Annotated in this window: 12 protein-coding genes and 1 riboswitch; of the genes, 7 read left to right on the top strand and 5 right to left on the bottom strand. The window is 64.1% G+C overall.

What is annotated here, in order from left to right; genetic code table 11:
- Positions 1-70 precede the first annotated feature (70 nt).
- Positions 71-1,246: a phosphoserine transaminase gene (locus tag AC0L2R_RS25805; RefSeq protein ID WP_473512260.1), complete on the top strand. Its 1,176-nt coding sequence runs from the start codon at positions 71-73 to the stop codon at positions 1,244-1,246.
- 181 nt (positions 1,247-1,427) lie between these two features.
- Positions 1,428-3,026, top strand: coding sequence for a phosphoglycerate dehydrogenase (gene serA / locus AC0L2R_RS25800; protein WP_031255292.1), 1,599 nt, complete (start codon positions 1,428-1,430; stop codon positions 3,024-3,026).
- A gap of 107 nt (positions 3,027-3,133) precedes the next feature.
- Here serA and AC0L2R_RS25795 read toward each other — a convergent pair whose 3' ends face one another.
- Complete coding sequence (locus tag AC0L2R_RS25795; RefSeq protein ID WP_473512259.1) at positions 3,134-4,024, bottom strand: DMT family transporter; 891 nt, start codon at positions 4,022-4,024, stop codon at positions 3,134-3,136.
- 314 nt (positions 4,025-4,338) lie between these two features.
- Here AC0L2R_RS25795 and AC0L2R_RS25790 point away from each other — a divergent pair, with 314 nt between their 5' ends.
- Together AC0L2R_RS25790 and AC0L2R_RS25785 are read left to right on the top strand one after the other, a co-directional pair.
- Positions 4,339-5,637 (top strand): adenylosuccinate synthase, encoded by a 1,299-nt coding sequence (locus tag AC0L2R_RS25790; protein ID WP_473512258.1) that lies wholly within the window; start codon positions 4,339-4,341, stop codon positions 5,635-5,637.
- A gap of 74 nt (positions 5,638-5,711) precedes the next feature.
- Positions 5,712-7,346, top strand: coding sequence for a hypothetical protein (locus tag AC0L2R_RS25785; RefSeq protein WP_473512257.1), 1,635 nt, complete (start codon positions 5,712-5,714; stop codon positions 7,344-7,346).
- A gap of 26 nt (positions 7,347-7,372) precedes the next feature.
- On the opposite strand, the gene AC0L2R_RS25780 is transcribed toward AC0L2R_RS25785, so the two are convergent.
- The 4 genes from AC0L2R_RS25780 to AC0L2R_RS25765 form a co-directional block, all read right to left on the bottom strand.
- On the bottom strand, positions 7,373-7,672 hold the full coding sequence (locus AC0L2R_RS25780; RefSeq protein ID WP_023803907.1) for a CcdB family protein: 300 nt from the start codon (positions 7,670-7,672) through the stop codon (positions 7,373-7,375).
- Positions 7,672-7,914 (bottom strand): type II toxin-antitoxin system CcdA family antitoxin, encoded by a 243-nt coding sequence (locus AC0L2R_RS25775; protein WP_091593381.1) that lies wholly within the window; start codon positions 7,912-7,914, stop codon positions 7,672-7,674. The genes AC0L2R_RS25780 and AC0L2R_RS25775 overlap by 1 nt, the downstream gene beginning before the upstream one ends.
- A 63-nt stretch (positions 7,915-7,977) precedes the next feature.
- Entirely contained in the window at positions 7,978-9,798 is a 1,821-nt protein-coding gene (locus AC0L2R_RS25770; RefSeq protein ID WP_473512255.1) for an ABC-F family ATP-binding cassette domain-containing protein, read from the bottom strand.
- 1 nt (position 9,799) lies between these two features.
- Positions 9,800-10,444, bottom strand: coding sequence for a thiamine diphosphokinase (locus tag AC0L2R_RS25765; protein ID WP_473512254.1), 645 nt, complete (start codon positions 10,442-10,444; stop codon positions 9,800-9,802).
- A 102-nt stretch (positions 10,445-10,546) separates the two neighbouring features.
- Positions 10,547-10,660, top strand: a riboswitch (TPP riboswitch).
- 43 nt (positions 10,661-10,703) lie between these two features.
- Between AC0L2R_RS25765 and thiB the strand changes: the two genes are divergently transcribed.
- The 3 genes from thiB (at position 10,704) to thiQ (ending at position 14,196) form a co-directional block, all read left to right on the top strand.
- A complete protein-coding gene (thiB, locus tag AC0L2R_RS25760) occupies positions 10,704-11,717 on the top strand; it encodes a thiamine ABC transporter substrate binding subunit (RefSeq protein WP_473512253.1) in 1,014 nt (337 codons plus the stop codon).
- Between the two features lie 92 nt (positions 11,718-11,809).
- Positions 11,810-13,429, top strand: a complete 1,620-nt coding sequence (thiP, locus tag AC0L2R_RS25755; protein WP_473512249.1) for a thiamine/thiamine pyrophosphate ABC transporter permease — start codon at positions 11,810-11,812, stop codon at positions 13,427-13,429.
- On the top strand, positions 13,426-14,196 hold the full coding sequence (gene thiQ / locus AC0L2R_RS25750; protein ID WP_473512247.1) for a thiamine ABC transporter ATP-binding protein: 771 nt from the start codon (positions 13,426-13,428) through the stop codon (positions 14,194-14,196). Before thiP ends, thiQ begins: the two co-directional genes overlap by 4 nt.
- Positions 14,197-14,296: the final 100 nt, after the last annotated feature.

Genomic DNA, 14,296 nt, shown 5'->3' with positions numbered 1-14,296 from the left:
TGAACGCATATCGCCGTCTGTGGGCCACCCCTCCCCAACGAGGGGCCACTATCTGGAAGGATAGACCACGATGACGATCCATACGAAGCCCGGACTGCGCCCGGCAAATCCCAATTTTTCCTCAGGTCCCTGTGCAAAACGCCCCGGCTGGTCAGTCGAGGCGCTGGCCAATGCCGCGCTCGGACGCTCGCACCGCGCCAAGATCGGCAAGACCAAGCTCGAACAGGCGATCGAGCTGACGCGGGAAATTCTCCAAATTCCGGCGGATTATCGCATCGGCATCGTGCCGGCGTCGGACACCGGCGCGGTCGAGATGGCGCTGTGGTCGCTGCTCGGCGAACGCGGCGTCGACATGGTCGCCTGGGAGAGTTTCGGTTCCGGCTGGGTCACCGATGTGGTCAAGCAGCTGAAGCTCGCCGACGTGCGCAGGATCGAAGCCGGCTACGGTGCGTTGCCGGATCTGACAAAAATCGACTTCGACCGCGACGTGGTCTTCACCTGGAACGGCACGACCTCAGGCGTGCGCGTGCCGAACGGCGATTTCATCCCGGCCGCCCGCAAGGGCCTGACCATCTGCGACGCCACGTCGGCGGCCTTTGCGCAAGAGCTCGATTTTGGCAAGCTCGACGTCGTCACCTTCTCCTGGCAGAAGGTGCTGGGCGGCGAAGGTGCGCATGGCATGCTGATCCTCAGCCCACGCGCCGTCGAGCGGCTGGAAAGCTACAAGCCTGCCTGGCCGCTGCCGAAAATCTTTCGCCTCACCTCGGGCGGCAAGCTCATCGAAGGCATTTTTAAGGGCGAAACCATCAACACGCCGTCGATGCTGTGCGTCGAGGATTATCTCGACGCGCTGCGTTGGGCGAAGTCGATCGGCGGTCTCGACGCATTGATTGCCCGCGCCGACGCCAACGCCGCCATTATCGACGGTTTCGTCGGTAGATCCGCATGGCTCGGCCATCTGGCCACCGACCCGGCGACGCGATCGAACACGTCCGTCTGTCTTTCCTTCACCGACCCGGACGTCGCCGCGCTCGATGCCGACGGACAAGCGGCGTTCGCCAAGGGCATCGTCTCGGCGCTCGACAAGGAAGGCGTCGCCTACGATATCGGCGCCTATCGCGATGCGCCGCCGGGCCTGCGCATCTGGTGCGGCGCGACCGTCGAGACTTCCGACCTCGAAGCGCTGCTGCCGTGGCTCGACTGGGCCTTTGCCGCGCAAAAGGCGTCGCTCAAGGCGGCCGCCTGATCCCTCCCCTTCGAGGGGAGGGTGGCCCGAAGGGCCGGGTGGGGTCGCCTCCACCCAACTCAACGGTCCGCCTTCCAGAAGAAAAGATTTTGGCCGCGTCCGGCCGCAACGACCCACCCCGGCGCTTCGCGCCGACCCTCCCCTCAAGGGGGAGGGGTGCCAATCGCAAAGGATGAAGCCCATGCCCCGCGTTCTCGTCTCAGACAAACTCTCCACCACCGCCGTGCAGATCTTCAGGGATCGCGGCATCGAGGTCGACTACCTGCCCGATCTCGGCAAGGACAAGGAAAAGCTGCTCGAAGTGATCGGCCAGTATGACGGCCTCGCCATCCGTTCGGCGACCAAAGTCACCGAAAAGCTGATCGACGCCGCCACAAGGCTCAAGGTGGTCGGCCGCGCCGGCATCGGCGTCGACAATGTCGACATCCCGGCGGCGAGCCGCAAGGGCATCATCGTGATGAACACGCCCTTCGGCAATTCGATCACCACCGCCGAGCATGCCGTCGCCATGATCTTCGCGCTGGCCCGCCAGATACCGGAAGCCAATGCGTCGACCCATGCCGGCAAGTGGGAAAAGAACCGCTTCATGGGCACCGAGATCACCGGCAAGACGCTGGGCATCATCGGCTGCGGCAATATCGGCTCGATCGTCGCTACGCGCGGCGTTGGCCTGAAGATGCACGTCATCGCCTTCGATCCGTTCCTGTCGGACAGTCGCGCCGAGGAGCTCGGCGTCGAGAAGGTGGAACTCGACGAGCTGTTCGCCCGCGCCGATTTCATCACCCTGCACACGCCCTTGACCGACAAGACGCGCAACATCATCGACGCTTCGGCGATCGCCAAAATGAAGACCGGCGTGCGCATCATCAACTGTGCCCGTGGCGGGCTGATCGTCGAGGCCGACCTGATCGCGGCGTTGAAAAGCGGCAAGGTGGCAGGCGCCGGCATCGACGTGTTCGAGGTCGAGCCGGCGGAGAAAAGCGAGCTGTTCGGCATGGAGAATGTGGTGGCGACGCCGCATCTCGGCGCATCGACGATGGAGGCGCAGGAGAATGTCGCTCTGCAGGTCGCCGAGCAGATGGCCGACTACCTGATCAAGGGCGCCGTTTCCAACGCCATCAACATGCCGTCGATCACCGCCGAGGAAGCGCCGCGCCTAAAACCCTTCGTCAAGCTGGCCGAAGTGCTCGGCGCCTTTGTCGGCCAGGTCACCGAGGATCCGATCAAGGAGGTCGAGATCCTGTTCGACGGCTCGACCGCGACGATGAACACGCGCGCGCTGATCAGCGCCACACTTGCCGGGCTGATCCGGCCGCAGGTCTCCGACGTCAACATGGTTTCGGCGCCGATCATGGTCAAGGAGCGCGGCATCATCGTCGCCGAGGTCAAGCGCGACAAATCGGGCGTGTTCGACGGCTATATCAAGCTGACGGTCAAGACCGAGCACAAGACGCGTGCGATCGCCGGCACCTGCTTCTCGGACGGCAAGCCGCGCTTCATCCAGATCAAGGGCATCAACCTCGACGCCGAGGTCGGTCAGCACATGCTGTACACGACGAATGCCGACGCGCCCGGCATCATCGGCCTGCTCGGCACGGTCTGCGGCGAGAACGGCGTCAACATCGCCAACTTCCAGCTCGGCCGCAACCGGCCTGGCGGCGATGCCATCGCGCTGCTCTATCTCGATGCGCCGTTCCCGGAGAAGGTGCTGGAACAGGTGCGGGCGCACAAGTCGATCGACTCCGCCAAGCGGCTGCATTTCGACGTCGGCGTCGCCTGAATCATGCGCGAGGCGCCCCGCGGGCTTTGTAAGCCCACGGGGCGTTTCGACAATGGCGTCGAAATATCGACAGAGTTCTTTCACGGCCTGTCACAGGTTTCCGGCTGTCAAATCGCCATTTTCCGTCCGCTGTATTCGGCCAGGCTGATGCCGCCGAGCACCAGCACGAGGGCGACGCCCTGATAGAGCTGGAATGTCTCACCGACGATCAGCACCGACAGCAGCGTGCCGAAGATCGGCACCAGGTTGATGAACAGGCCGGCCCGGTTGGCGCCGATCAGTTCGTTGCCCCTGATATAAAAAATCTGCGAGACGACCGAAGCGCCGATCGCAGTGTAGAACGCTATCGCCCAGCCGCGCGCATCGGGGACGATGACCTTGCCGACAGCCACCTCCCACAGCAAGAAAGGTAGCGAGGTGACGAGTGCGGCAATCGACAGCGCCAGCATCAGGCTTTGCCAGCGTATCGCCGGCTTCAGCCGCAACCCGACCGAGTAGAAGCTGTAGCAAAGCACCGCGATCAGCATGATGGCGTCACCGAAGTTAAGATCCAGCTTGAGGAGCTGGCGCAGATCGCCGTGGCTGGCGGTCAGGGCGACGCCGATGATCGTCAGCGCGACGCCGGCGATCTGCACCCGGTTCACACGCAGGCGAAACAGCACGAAATTGGCGAGGATGATGACGACCGGGATTGCCGCCTGCTCGATCGAGACGTTGATCGCCGTCGTGTAGTTGAGCGCCGTGTAGAAGATCGCGTTGAAAAAGGTGAAGCCGCAAGCGCCGAGCCCGCCAAGCAGCAACCAATGCCTGCGCACCACCGGCCAGTCCTCGCGCAGCGTTCTCCAGCCGATCGGCAGCAAGATCAGAACGGCCAGAACCCAGCGCAGGAAGACCAGCGTCATCGGCGAAATATGGTCGACTGCCAGTTTGCCGGCCACGGAGTTGCCGCCCCACAGCAAGGTGGTGGACAGCAGGAACAGATAGGCGGTTCGATGCATCGCGAAATTCCAGCCGGGGTGGGCAGGGTCATTGCCGACCTATTGTGGTGGTTCGCCCAAGTAAATGATGTCAAAGGCGAAAATTGTTGTGCCTGAGGGCGCTTTCGGCGGCAAAGAATGGTCGCGCTCGCCGGGTGTTGACGTTATAGAACGACGTACGTCCACCTGGACGCGCAAAAGTACGAGTTTCAAGGCTTTGAACGTTCGCGTCGTGCTTTCCGAAAATCGATTCCGATTTTCTGGCCGATGCGATAGAAGCCTGTCGTTTCGAACCATTCAAGCCGCTCGGAGCGGCGCCTCAAGGGAAAAGAAACATGGCCAATGTGGTGGTCGTCGGCTCGCAATGGGGCGACGAGGGCAAAGGCAAGATCGTTGACTGGCTGTCGGAACGCGCCGACGTTGTCGTGCGCTTCCAGGGCGGCCACAATGCCGGCCATACGCTGGTCGTCGACGGCAAGGTCTACAAGCTGTCGCTGCTGCCGTCCGGCGTGGTGCGGCAAGGCAAGCTGTCCATCATCGGCAATGGCGTCGTCTTCGATCCGCATGCCTTCGTAGCCGAGGTGACGAAATTGAAGGCGCAAGGCGTCGAGGTGACGCCGGAGCGCCTGAAAATAGCCGAAAACACCGCGCTTATCCTGTCCTTGCACCGGGAGCTGGACGGATTCCGCGAAGACGCCGCCTCCAATTCGGGAACGAAAATCGGCACGACCCGTCGCGGCATCGGCCCTGCTTATGAGGATAAGGTGGGCCGGCGCGCGGTCAGGGTGATGGATTTGGCGGATTTGGAAACGCTGCCCTTGAAGGTCGACAGGCTGCTGACGCATCATAATGCGCTGCGCCGCGGGCTCGGCCACGCCGAAGTCACGCATGAGGCGATCATGAGTGAGCTGATTTCGGTCGCCGACGAGATCCTGCCCTATATGGACCGCGTCTGGAAGATCCTCGACGACAAGCGCCGCGCCGGCGAACGCATCCTGTTCGAGGGCGCGCAGGGCACGCTGCTCGACATCGACCACGGCACCTATCCGTTCGTCACCTCGTCCAACACGGTAGCCGGTCAAGCGGCCGCCGGATCCGGCGTCGGCCCGGGTGCCATCGGTTATGTGCTCGGTATCACCAAGGCCTATACGACGCGTGTCGGCGAAGGTCCGTTCCCGACCGAACAGAAGAACGAGATCGGCGAGTTCCTGGGCACGCGCGGCCACGAGTTCGGCGTCGTCACCGGCCGCAAGCGCCGCTGCGGCTGGTTCGATGCCGTGCTGGTTCGCCAAGCCGTCGCCGTAAACGGCATCAAGGGCATCGCCCTGACCAAGCTCGACGTGCTCGACGGGCTGGACGAGATCAAGGTCTGCACCGGCTACCGCCTTGATGGCGAGGCGATCGATTATCTGCCGGCCAGCCAGGGTGCGCAGGCGCGCGTCGAACCGGTCTACGAGACGCTGGAGGGCTGGAAAGGCACCAGCGCCGGCGCCAGAAGCTGGAACGATCTGCCGGCCCAGGCAGTCAAATATGTCCGTCACATCGAGGAACTGATCGGCGCACCGGTCGCACTCCTTTCCACCAGCCCTGAACGGGACGACACAATACTTGTGACCGATCCGTTTCAAGACTAGATTCCAAGCTGTTCCGGGCATCGCGGCCGATTTGCGGGGGCCGGCCCAGAAACGAAATGCAGGTCGACTGAAGCATGGCAGATTTTGTTGGTGCTCTGAAAAAGACGCTCGACGGCCTTGGAAATCCGACGCCGGAGATACGCGCCAGGGTCTATGACAAGGCCCGTTCGACAATCGCGGACAAGCTTGCGAAGAACATACCGCCGCTGGCGCCGTCGGTCGTTGCCCAGCATAAGCGCACTCTGGAAGATGCCATCGCCATCGTCGAGCGGGGCTACGCCAAGCCTGCGCCGGTATCCGATCCACTGTCGGAGCTGGAGGACATCTTCTCCTCCATCGACCGCAACAAGAACCAACCCAGCCATGTCCGACAGCCGGCAAAGGCCGAGCCGGCATGGCAGCCGGCCAAGACCGAGCCGGAATGGCAGCCGGCACCTGCCGCCAAAGCCGGGCTGAATTGGCAAAAACCGCCTCCAGAGGACACCGATGCGGAGCCTTCGGACGCGGACCTTCCAGCGGCGTACGAGAACAGCGATAGCTTTAGAGACGATGTCTTCCCCAACGACGAGGAGCCGGCGCCGGACACTTTTCAGCATCCTGCCGAGCGCAGGCGCAGCTATGGCGGGCTGATCGCCGCTGTCGTCGCCTTGCTCGTCATCGCGGGCGGCGGCTACGGCATCTGGCTGAACAAGGACGCGTTCAGCAACATGCTGGGTCTCAACAGCACGACGGTCGCAACCGTAGAACCGCTGGTGAAGCCGAGCCCGGCCGAGCGGCCGGCTGCCGATGCTGCGGCAAGGGCCCCGGCCGCAGCGGCTCCAGCCGATGCCGAGGGCACAAAGTTCACCCAGCGGCTGACACCTGAGGGCGGTGAGGTCGATCCCGGCCCCGCTTCAGGACAAAGTGGCATCGGAGAGGGCGAATCCGTCGCAGCACTGACCACGCCGCCGCCGGCCGCACCTGCGCCTGCAGCGCCTGCCGGCACGCCAGCCACGAATGTGCCCGCACCGGGCGCGGCCCCCGCAACACCGCCTGCCGATGCCGCCACGCTGGCGCCTGCGGCGCCGACCGATAGCGCAGCCGCGCCGGCAGCGCCGGCCCCGGGTGCCGCGCCGGGTGCTGCACCGACAGCCGCGCCTGCGGAAACCGCACTGGCAGTCGGCCAGAAGGCGATCTTCTACGAGGAGCGCACCAGCACCGCGCAAGGCTCGGCCGAGCCCGGCAGCATCGTCTGGTCGCTGGTGCAGGAATCGCCCGGCGGCAATCTGCCGCCCGAACCGGCAATCCGCGCCGAGGCGAGCATTCCGGGCAAGGACGTGCAGTTGCGCATGACCATCCGCCGCAACACCGACCAGACGCTGCCGGCCAGCCACATCATCGAGATGATTTTCCTGACGCCCGATGGTTTCGACGGCGGTGGTGTCGACAACATCCTGCGCGTCGCCATGAAGGGCTCTGAACAGGATGCCGGCAGTCCACTGATCGGCATCCCGGCCAAGATCGCCGACGGCTTCTTCCTGGTCGCTCTCAACGACACAAAGCCGGACGAAGACGCCAATCTGACCCTGCTGCGGGGCCAGAAATGGATCGACGTGCCGGTCGTCTACAAGACCGGACGGCGGGCGCTGCTCACCATGGAAAAGGGCATTCCCGGCGAGAAGGTGTTCGACGAGGCGCTGAAGGCCTGGCAAACAAAAGAGGCGGGCTGAGGCCGGCTCACCAGCCTCCCTTCGGCTCAGAAGCCCTGGAACAGCATGTCGAGCGCGGCCACGATGTCGTCGTGATGCCTGGAGATATTCAGTCGACTTTCGCCCAATTCCTTGGCCGGAACCGTGGCGATCAGATGGGTGGCCACAACCAATTTTCGCCCATTGATCTCGACGAGGGGATGGAGCTTTCGCATCGGCGGCGGCGTCATTGTTGTCGGAAGCAGCGGGATCACCACCCGTGTTTTAAAATCGTCGAGCAGGTCGGATTGGACGTCCAGCAAATAGCTGCCTTCGACCCGACCCGCGAAGACATCATAGCGTGCCATCAGAACTGCCGATGTTCTTCCAACGGAATACCGTGCTTTTCGACGTATTCGTTCCACGCTTCTATTGTGGCGCGATTCTCAAGTTTCCATAGTCGGGCTTTTTCTGCAGCCACCGCCTCTGCGATACCGGCTTCGGCGGCGCGCGAGACATTCACATCGAGTCCCTTGGCTTCCTTCATGAGCTTTGAGTCGATCGACAGATTTGCTGGCTGACGAACCGCATTCATAGCTATCTTTCGCATGATAACCTCCGCAGAATGCGCATAATGTATGCGCATTGTCGTGTTCGAGCAACGGCGAAGCGTCTACCCCTCCATCTCCTCGCGCAGCATTTCAAGTTCCAGCCATTCCTCCTCGAGCGCTGCCAGCGTGGCGCGCTCCTTGTCGAGCGCGGCGATGGTCTTCTGGAATGAGGCCGGGTCGCGCTCGTAATAGGCCGGGTCGGCGATATTATCCTCCAGCCGTGATATCGAGGCGGTCACCGCGTCGATCTTCTTGGGCAGCGATTCCAGCGCGAATTTCTGCTTGAACGACAGTTTTTTCGCCGGGCCCTTCGGCGCCGTTGCCTCGGTCCGGGCTGCCGCCGCCACTTCACTCGTCTCGGCCTTCGGCCGTGCCTTGCGGTCGTCCAGCCTGGTGCCGCCGCGCTGCGCCAGCATGTCGGAATAGCCGCCGGCATATTCGATCCAGCGGCCGCCGCCTTCCGGCGCGATCAGGCTGGTCACCGTGCGGTCGAGGAAATCGCGGTCGTGGCTGACCAGGATGACGGTGCCGGCAAAACCGGCGACCAGTTCCTGCAGCAGTTCCAGCGTCTCCATGTCGAGATCGTTGGTCGGCTCGTCCAGCACCAAAAGATTTGCCGGCCGCGCCAGCACACGGGCGAGCAGCAGCCGCGCCCGCTCGCCGCCCGAAAGCTCGCGCACCGGCGTGCGCGCCTGTTCCGGCTTGAACAGGAAGTCCTTCATGTAGGAGACGACGTGGCGCTGCTCGCCGTTGATGACAAGGTTCTCGCCGCGGCCGTCGGTGAGATACTGCGCCAGCGTCTCTTGCGGGTCGACCGCCTCGCGTTTCTGGTCGAGCGTGGCGATCTCCAGATTGGTGCCGAGTCGCACCGTGCCTGAGTCCGGCTTCAATTCGCCGGTCAGCATCTTCAGCAGCGTCGTCTTGCCGACGCCGTTCGGGCCGACCAGGCCAACGCGGTCACCGCGCTGGATGCGGGTCGAGAAACCCCTGACCACGGTGAGGTCGCCAAAGCTCTTCTCGATGTTCCTGGCCTCGATCACCAGCTTGCCCGATTCGGCGGCGTCGCTGGCCACCATCGTCGCCGCACCCTCGGCGCCACGATGGCCGCGAAAGCGCTGGCGCATGGTCTGCAATTCCCCGAGCCGGCGCATGTTGCGCTTGCGCCTTGCCGTCACGCCATAGCGCAGCCAGTGCTCCTCGCGCACGATCTGGCGGCCAAGCTTGTGCTGCTCGCGCTCTTCTTCTTCCAGAACGGTGTCGCGCCATTCCTCGAAATGGCCAAAACCCTTGTCCAGCCTGCGGGTCTGGCCACGATCGAGCCAGACGGTGGCGCGCGACACGCGCTCGAGGAAGCGGCGGTCGTGCGAGATGACGATCAGCGCCGAAGAGGTGCGGGCAAGCTCCTCCTCCAGCCATTCGATGACCGACAGGTCGAGATGGTTGGTCGGCTCATCGAGGAGGAGAATGTCGGGCTCCGGCCCCATGACGCGGGCCAGGGCAGCACGGCGGGCTTCGCCGCCGGAGAGATCGTTCGGCCGTTCCTCGCCGGACAGGCCGAGATGCTCCATCAGATAGGTGGCGCGGTAGGGATCGTCGGCGGGTCCGAGCCCCGCCTCGACATAGGCGCGGACGCTGGCGAAACCATCCATGTCGGGCATTTGCGGCAGGTAGCGCACTGTTGCCGAAGGCTGGCGGAACACCTCGCCATCCTGCGGCTCGATCAATCCCGCAGCGATCTTCAGCAACGTCGACTTGCCCGAGCCGTTGCGGCCGACCAGAGCGATCTTCTCGCCCGCCGACGCCGTCAGTTCCGTCCCGTCGAGCAGCGGCGTGCCACCGAAGGTCAGTTTTATCCCGTCGAGATTGAGAAGCGGCGGCGCCATGTCAGCTTTCAGGTAGGGGGAATGGATGGGCGAGCAACAGCGCGCGGCCGCTGCCCAGCGCGACTTCGAGCCGGCCCTTGACCTCGTTGGAAATGGTCAGCGACGAGCCGAACGCCACCTCGACATGGTTCAGCGGCCATTTGGCGCCGGTCACGGTCAGACCGGCAAGGTCGGAGAAGCCGAGAATCGAAAACAGCGTGCCGTCGGCGTAGTCGAAGCCGGCCTTTCCGGGAAGCAAGGGCACGCCTTCCTGTGCGCCACTGGTCAAAAGCACCTCTGTCCCTGCCTCGGCCAGCCGGACGCCGAGCGCCAGGTGCAGGAAGGCCTGGTCGGTGCGCTTGCCGCCGAACGCGCCGGCGAGCACGAGGCTGGTCGCGCCGCGTTCGAGCGCGGCGGCGATAGCCAGTTCGCCGTCGGTCTTGTCCTTTTCTGCCGGAAACACCTGGCGCGGCACGGCGGCGAGCTCGTCCGGCAAATCCGCCGGCACCGAATCGAAGTCGCCGACCCAGAGTTCCGGCGTCAGGCGCAGAGTCCGGGCATGGCTGATGCCGGCGTCGGCGGCGATGACACGCGTGCCTTCGGCCTGGCGGTCGAGCAGCGGCGTGCGGATAAGGTCGCCGCCAAGCAGGATGGTGAATTTGCTCATATGCGTGGCCCTTACCAGCCCTGCTTGCGAAACGGAAGGCCGCGGTCTGGATGCCCGGCAAACTTCCGCTTGCGCCGCAGATGGGCCGGGCCTATGTGTCGAAGCGCTCTAACGGGGTGCTGGACGCGATCTTCGCGGACCGGCTGAGAGGCAACCTGCCAACCCGCTGAACCTGATCCGGTTTGTACCGGCGGAGGGATTAGACGTTTCGGACAACCCGACGCCTCAATTCCCTTCAACGCCAACGAAGGAGGCGCCGATGCGCACGTTTTTGTACACACTTGTTTCGGCAGTGCTGCTCGCGGCGACCGTTCTCGCCGGCACCGGGCCGGCATCCGCGCAGGAAAAACTCACCGTCTATACCTATGAGAGCTTCACCGCCGAATGGGGTCCAGGCCCAGCGGTCAGGAAGGCGTTCGAGGCCGAATGCGGCTGTATTCTCGAATTCGTCGCGGTCGCCGACGGCGTCGCCCTGCTCAACCGCGTCAGGCTGGAAGGGGCCGCGACCAAGGCCGACATCGTGCTCGGCCTCGACACCAATCTGACGGCGGAAGCCAAGGCCACCGGCCTGTTTTCGCCGCATAGTGCCGTCATCGACGTCAAGGTGCCGGGCGGCTGGAGCGACGATATTTTCGTGCCGTTCGACTATGGTTATTTCGCCGTCGTCTACGACACCGAAAAGCTGAAGACGCCGCCGAAGAGCCTGAAGGAATTGGTCGAGGGCAATGCCGATGAAAAGATCGTCATTCAGGATCCGCGCACCTCGACGCCCGGTCTCGGCCTGCTGTTGTGGGTGAAGTCGGTTTATGGCGACAAGGCGCCCGAAGCCTGGGCCAAGCTTAAGGCAAAGGTGCTCACCGTGACGCCGGGCTGGAGCGAGGCCTACGGCCTGTTCACCAAGGGCGAGGCGCCGATGGTGCTGTCCTATACCACGTCGCCGGCCTATCACATGGTCGCCGAAAACACCCAACGCTATCAGGCAGCGTCCTTCGACGAGGGCGCGTATCTGCAGATCGAGGTTGCCGGCATCACCAAATCAGGTGCGAAGAACCCGTTGGCGAAACAGTTCCTGACTTTCATGACCGAGCCGAAATTCCAGGATGTCATTCCCGAGACCAACTGGATGTTCCCTGCCGGCAAGACCGAGAAGCCGCTCAATCCGGCTTTCGACAAGCTCGTCAAGCCGAACAAGACGTTGCTGTTAAGCCCCGAAGAGGTCGCCGCCAACCGCAAGGCCTGGGTCGACGAATGGCTGTCGGTGATGAGCAAGTAGCTTGTGATTGAGAGATGATCACTCTACGGCGCCGGGAACTCGGCCTCAGCCATATTTTCTGCTTCGACGATCGTTGAACTAGGCAGGGCGGCATGCGTACCGGATATCCTGCCGACCCCCGCGTCACCGCCGGCACAATTGCGCTTGCCGCTGTTGCGCTGCTGATCGGCGGCGCGTTCGCAGGGCTCATCGTCGAAGGCGCCCGCGATCCGTCCGGCGCCGCGTCGGCCTTCGATTCCTACCTCTTCCGCGTCGCCCGATTCACGTTGTGGCAGGCATTGCTGTCGACGCTGCTCTCCGTCGTGCCAGCGCTGTTCGTGGCGCGGGCGCTGTCGCGGCATCCGCGCTTCTTTGGTCGCGGCCTGATCCTGCAGCTCTTCGCCGTGCCGCTCGCGCTGCCGGCCATCGTCGCAGCACTCGGGATTCTGGCACTGTATGGCCGTGCAGGCTATTTTGCCGGCGTGCTCAGCGCGATCGGCGGTCAGGGCTGGCCGGGCATATACGGCCTGTCCGGCATCCTCGTCGCCCATGTCTTCTTCAATCTGCCGCTGGCCACGCGGCTGTTCCTCGAAGCGCTTGCGACAGTGCCGGCCGACCAGTGGCGGCTGGCGAGCCAGCTCGGCATGGGCGCCAGGCCCGCCTTCCGGCTGATCGAATGGCCGACGCTGCGCGCGGCGCTGCCGGGCGTCGCCGGGCTTGTCTTCATGCTCTGCATCACATCCTTTACTATCGTGCTCACGCTGGGCGGCGGGCCGCGTGCGACAACGCTGGAGGTCGCCATCTACCAGGCGCTGCGTTTCGATTTCGATCCTGCCCGCGCGGTGACGCTGACAGTGCTGCAGATCGCGCTGACCTTCGTCGTCGTGCTGGCATTGATGCGGCTCGGCGCCAATACCGTCGGCGACGCCAACCTGCCGGTGGCTTCGCGCCGCTATCTTTCGGCCGGCGCCGCCGAGACCGTGCTGAACGCAGCATTGATCATTCTCGCTTTGCTGTTCGTCGCCGGGCCGATGGCGGCCACGGTGACGTCAGGCCTTGGCGCCGATCTCGGCCGGCTGGCCGGCGAGAGCGCGGTGTGGCAAGCGGCGCTGACCAGCGCCGTGCTCGCCTTGCTGGCGGCGCTGCTTTCAGTGGCGCTGTCGCTGTCGCTGGTCATGGCACGACGGGCGCTGGCCTTGAGGCGTCGCGTCGGCGCCAGGACGCTGCTCGAATACGCCACCGATACCGGCGCCGGCTTCGTCCTCGTCGTGCCGCCCGTCGTCATCGGCGCCGGCTGGTTCCTGCTGCTGCGTTCCGTCAGCGACGTCTTTGCCATTGCCCCTGTCATGGTCGTCGCCGTCAATGCGGTGATGGCGATGCCGTTTGCCATCCGCGCCATTCGCCCCGGCTATGATGCGGCGAGCGAACGCCACGAACGGCTCTGTCTGCTGCTTGGCATTTCGGGCTGGAACCGTTTCCGGCTGGTCGACTGGCCGTCGCTGCGGCGGCCGCTCGCCACCGGTTTCGCGTTCGCGATGGCTTTGTCGCTCGGCGATCTCGGCGTCATCGCCCTGTTTGGCAGCGACTCCCTGCAGACGCTGCCTTATCTCCTGCTGGCCCGCATGGGCAGCTACCGCACGATGGACGCGGCCGGCCTGGCATTGCTGCTCGGCCTGGTCTGTCTCGCGCTTGTCCTGGCCGCGGACTGGCTGGGACGGGGAGAAAGATCATGATGTTCAACAGCGAAAACGGTACGGCTGTGCGGCTGGAAAAGGCCTCGTTCAGCTATGGCGAAGCGCCGTTTTTATTCGATGTCGAGTTCGCCGCCTCGAAGATCACCGCCATCATGGGGCCGAGCGGCTCGGGAAAATCGACACTGCTCAGCCTGGTGGCCGGCTTCGAGACGCCGCGATCGGGCCGCGTGCTGATCGGTGGCGCCGATGTCGGCGGCAAACCGCCTTCGGCGCGGCCAGTGTCGATGGTGTTCCAGGAAAACAATCTCTTCGCCCATCTTTCGGTCGAACGAAATGTCGGCCTTGGCCGCTCGCCATCGCTCAGGCTGACCGAGGCCGACCACGCCGCAATCGCCGGGGCGCTCAAGCGCGTCGGCCTTGCCGGCAAGCAACAGCGCCTGCCGCGCGAACTCTCCGGCGGCGAGCGGCAGCGCGTCGCGCTCGCCCGCGTCCTGGTGCGCGACCGGCCGGTTCTCTTGCTCGACGAACCGTTCGCCTCGCTCGGACCGGCCTTGCGCGACGACATGCTCGATCTGGTAGCCGACGTCCATGTGGAGCGACGCATGACGGTGCTGTTCGTCACCCATCAGCCGGAGGACGCCCACCGTATCGGCCAGGACATGGTGTTCCTGGACAATGGCACGGTTGCCGCAACCGGGACTGTCGCCGATTTTTTTACCAAGGCTGGACCGGAAGCCTTCCGGCGCTATATCGGTGCTGGTCCGTTTGGCGCAGGATCACGAGATGTTGCCCGGAAGCGGACATAATTTACGGCCAAACCGGCTTCAGGCGATGTGGCGTTTCCTTGCCATGGTCAAAGTAGTGTGGCTAAGTCCTCCGATACTGGTCCGGCATAGGTTGTGATTT

It is taken from the genome of Mesorhizobium sp. WSM4820, assembly GCF_055811075.1.
This window is presented reverse-complemented; position numbering and strand designations above follow the sequence as displayed.

What these genes read in the sequence shown, in the direction of transcription:
- AC0L2R_RS25805 (WP_473512260.1), top strand. Translation starts at nt 71, where the DNA reads ATGACGATCCATACGAAGCCCGGACTGCGCCCGGCAAATCCCAATTTT.
- serA (WP_031255292.1), top strand. Translation starts at nt 1,428, where the DNA reads ATGCCCCGCGTTCTCGTCTCAGACAAACTCTCCACCACCGCCGTGCAG.
- AC0L2R_RS25795 (WP_473512259.1), bottom strand. Translation starts at nt 4,024, where the DNA reads ATGCATCGAACCGCCTATCTGTTCCTGCTGTCCACCACCTTGCTGTGG.
- AC0L2R_RS25790 (WP_473512258.1), top strand. Translation starts at nt 4,339, where the DNA reads ATGGCCAATGTGGTGGTCGTCGGCTCGCAATGGGGCGACGAGGGCAAA.
- AC0L2R_RS25785 (WP_473512257.1), top strand. Translation starts at nt 5,712, where the DNA reads ATGGCAGATTTTGTTGGTGCTCTGAAAAAGACGCTCGACGGCCTTGGA.
- AC0L2R_RS25780 (WP_023803907.1), bottom strand. Translation starts at nt 7,672, where the DNA reads ATGGCACGCTATGATGTCTTCGCGGGTCGGGTCGAAGGCAGCTATTTG.
- AC0L2R_RS25775 (WP_091593381.1), bottom strand. Translation starts at nt 7,914, where the DNA reads ATGCGAAAGATAGCTATGAATGCGGTTCGTCAGCCAGCAAATCTGTCG.
- AC0L2R_RS25770 (WP_473512255.1), bottom strand. Translation starts at nt 9,798, where the DNA reads ATGGCGCCGCCGCTTCTCAATCTCGACGGGATAAAACTGACCTTCGGT.
- AC0L2R_RS25765 (WP_473512254.1), bottom strand. Translation starts at nt 10,444, where the DNA reads ATGAGCAAATTCACCATCCTGCTTGGCGGCGACCTTATCCGCACGCCG.
- thiB (WP_473512253.1), top strand. Translation starts at nt 10,704, where the DNA reads ATGCGCACGTTTTTGTACACACTTGTTTCGGCAGTGCTGCTCGCGGCG.
- thiP (WP_473512249.1), top strand. Translation starts at nt 11,810, where the DNA reads ATGCGTACCGGATATCCTGCCGACCCCCGCGTCACCGCCGGCACAATT.
- thiQ (WP_473512247.1), top strand. Translation starts at nt 13,426, where the DNA reads ATGATGTTCAACAGCGAAAACGGTACGGCTGTGCGGCTGGAAAAGGCC.